Here is a 2,136-nt window from a genome sequence, read left to right on the forward strand (position 1 = left end):
ACGTACACACTATATTTACCTCTTTTCAGGAAAGTTTTCAGGCTGGCAAGGTCCTCCCTAAAGATCTGGCTTATCTCGAGGATAGGATAAATATGAGATTAAAAAAGATGCAACAATACGGGTCACAAACGATAATAAACAACATCAGTAAAAAGTATGTACTTTATCCGGTAGACGATGTGGATGGTGTGGACCATAGGAGGGCAATGGTTGGACTTGAATCACTGAAATCCTATATGAAATCATCATTCAATATTGATTTTGATATTGAGCAGTATAAGAGAGAACTACCAAAGTTAATAGAGCTGTATATTGATCAGAAGAATAATTAAAGTTAAAATGCAATCGTTGATGATAGACGATGCCGCGTATCAATGAAACTAAGCCTTTTATTGCTGAATCTGATGAGAATTATAACTGAAGCGTCATTGTATATAAGTTACAAAACGAGGTACACAAATCGTATAAAACCTATATCAGAAAAAAAAATAAGCAGTACCAACAGCAATTTCTATCAACAGGATAGTAGTTAATAACAATACTAGCAAACGTTCAAATGAATCCAAACTTTCCATAAAGTACAAAAGAATAATATGTACCAAGGATTTGTAAAAAATAAGCTGCAAATCTGATCGTCATAAAAATTTTGTCAACGGCATTGTTTATTTTCATGAGCTGACAAACTTTCGGAGGGAAAAACAATTTCAAACCCGTCTAACCGAATCAAACCAGCTTTTGCTGTCTGATGCGAAATATTTGCGATGCCTGCTCATAAGTACATCTAGGCTCCTACCCAAAAAGTAATCATTTTCGCACGAGAGCTTTCCCAAAATTTCCTCCTTCTTAACCACCTGCTGATTATATTACAAAAGTAACATCAGAAGGTCTGCATTTTTCTCAGTAATAATGAATCTTTTGGCTGGTCTGAAGCTGATATCTTGATGAGGTGAAACGATAATTCCCAATGGCAATTTCTTCCAGTCCAGTCGATTTTTCATTTCGTTGAAAAATACTCTTCAGCCAGAGCAAAGTTTCCCGGGTTGAAAAGGCTTAGGCATACAATCATGAGCTCTTAATTTTAAGCCCAGAACCCTATCTATGCTTTGAGATTTGGCCGTTAGAACTAACAATGGCAAAGAGCATGCTGCTTGATAAGCTTTGATAGCTAAAATCCGCTCATCCCCGCCACCTAGCATCTATGATAGCCAACTGAGCAGATACGAATTTAATACTCCAACGTATGCTGTTAAATGCATCCAGCAGAGCGAAATGGGCAGTGAAATGTTAAACTATTTTATACAGTATCAAGACGATAAAATCAATGCGCTTGTCTGATTGCAAAATGGCAGTTAACAGCTGATTTACTTAGGCTTACATAGAACGTTAACCAATACTGATATATCCGGTAACATCAAAAAATTAAATACTTAACTTGCTCCCATGGATAAACATATATTTTGCGAAAGCCCGGACTTTCTGAGCTTTGTCTCATCGCTCTCCAAGCTGGAGGAAGTGGCGAGCGCTGCAATGAAATCAAAGCTATATAATAGGAAATACAAAAAAGGGGAGCTTATACTGGAAGCTGGAGCGGTGTGTAAAAGAATTTATTTTGTGAAAAGTGGACTAGTGAAAACCTTTTTTTATGCCGATAGCCGGGAATTTATCATGCGGTTTTTTTCTGAAAAGAACATGTTTACGGTACTCGACAGTTTCATCCTTCAACAGCCTTCAACCTATTCTATTCTTGCCATTGAAGATTGCCATCTCACCTGCATCGACCACAATGAACTGGAAACATTATCCCTGGATTTCCACACGATTGAAACCTTTTACAGAAAACTTCTTGCACTTGCTGCTGTAAATATGATGGAAAGAATTGGGAGCAAACTGGAGGAAAAGGCCCAGATAGCCTACCATAAATTTTTGAAAGAAAATGGAGCGTTGCTTCAACGCATCAGCCTGGCAGATCTGGCCTCCTACTTAGGCATCACACAAGTCTCCTTAAGCCGCATCAGAGCGATCAAGTAGTTTTTTATCATTTGATAAATGCAGTCTTTGATTACTGCAGTACCTTCGGGTTAAATCAATCTGATATGAAAACTGCACTGTCTATTTCCCAAAAATCCAGCTTGTTAG

The 2,136-nt window shown here is 37.7% G+C and carries 2 protein-coding genes; both read left to right on the forward strand.

The features are described from left to right. The coding region (locus ON09_RS23460; RefSeq protein ID WP_010603509.1) for a DUF6624 domain-containing protein at window positions 1-332 on the forward strand (332 nt) is incomplete at its 5' end. A gap of 1,108 nt (window positions 333-1,440) precedes the next feature. After that, entirely contained in the window at window positions 1,441-2,028 is a 588-nt protein-coding gene (locus tag ON09_RS24635; protein ID WP_010603510.1) for a Crp/Fnr family transcriptional regulator, read from the forward strand. Window positions 2,029-2,136 lie beyond the last annotated feature (108 nt).

Origin of the sequence: Pedobacter agri PB92 (genome assembly GCF_000258495.1) — a bacterium.
Lineage (GTDB): Bacteria > Bacteroidota > Bacteroidia > Sphingobacteriales > Sphingobacteriaceae > Pedobacter > Pedobacter agri.

Bases quoted from the DNA above. Each gene is read 5' to 3' on its own strand.
- ON09_RS24635 (WP_010603510.1), top strand. From the start codon at position 1,441: ATGGATAAACATATATTTTGCGAAAGCCCGGACTTTCTGAGCTTTGTC.